We start from the raw sequence: 609 nt of genomic DNA on the forward strand, positions 1-609 counted from the left end.
AGATGTTGTTACCCAAACCACCATTCAGCGTGTCATTACCTGCACCACCTTCAAGAATGTCATCACCAGCACCGCCACTCAGAGTGTCGTTACCAGCACCACCCTCAAGAATGTCATTTCCATTACCACCATCTAAGGTATCGTTACCCAGTCCACCCTTGAGGATATCTGCACCTTCTTCGCCATACAGTTTGTCGTCGCCATCTCCACCTTCAAGCGTATCGTTCCCTCCACGTCCATATAACGTGTCGTTCCCCAAGCCACCAAGTAAGTGATCCGCATCTGTAGTACCAGCCAACCAGTCTGTTCCATCCGTTCCCTGATACGCCAGCTGTAAAATATCGGCAACTTTCAGACTGGTCCCGTCTGCAAATTCGATACGCTGTAATGAGCTATACGGGTTATTTAATGAATCCTGATAAAGCACATCCTGGAATGTGATTTTATCCGTACTGCCTGAAATGCTAATTTCAAGTCCACTACCCACCTGTTTAATAATCAGGTCTGAAGCGGTGATACCTTCTTTTAACTTCAGGGTATTCAATTTGTTTACATCATTGTTATAGCTTGAACTGACAGTATCCTGTCCGTCACCTCGGCCAAACAGGT

General features: G+C 46.1%; 1 protein-coding gene. It reads right to left on the reverse strand.

Annotated features, from left to right (window positions below; translation table 11 throughout):
• On the reverse strand, window positions 1-609 hold a 609-nt coding region (locus FY048_RS18940), incomplete at both ends, for a calcium-binding protein (RefSeq protein WP_446092167.1).

Source organism: Acinetobacter sp. 1124_18A (assembly GCF_052824995.1).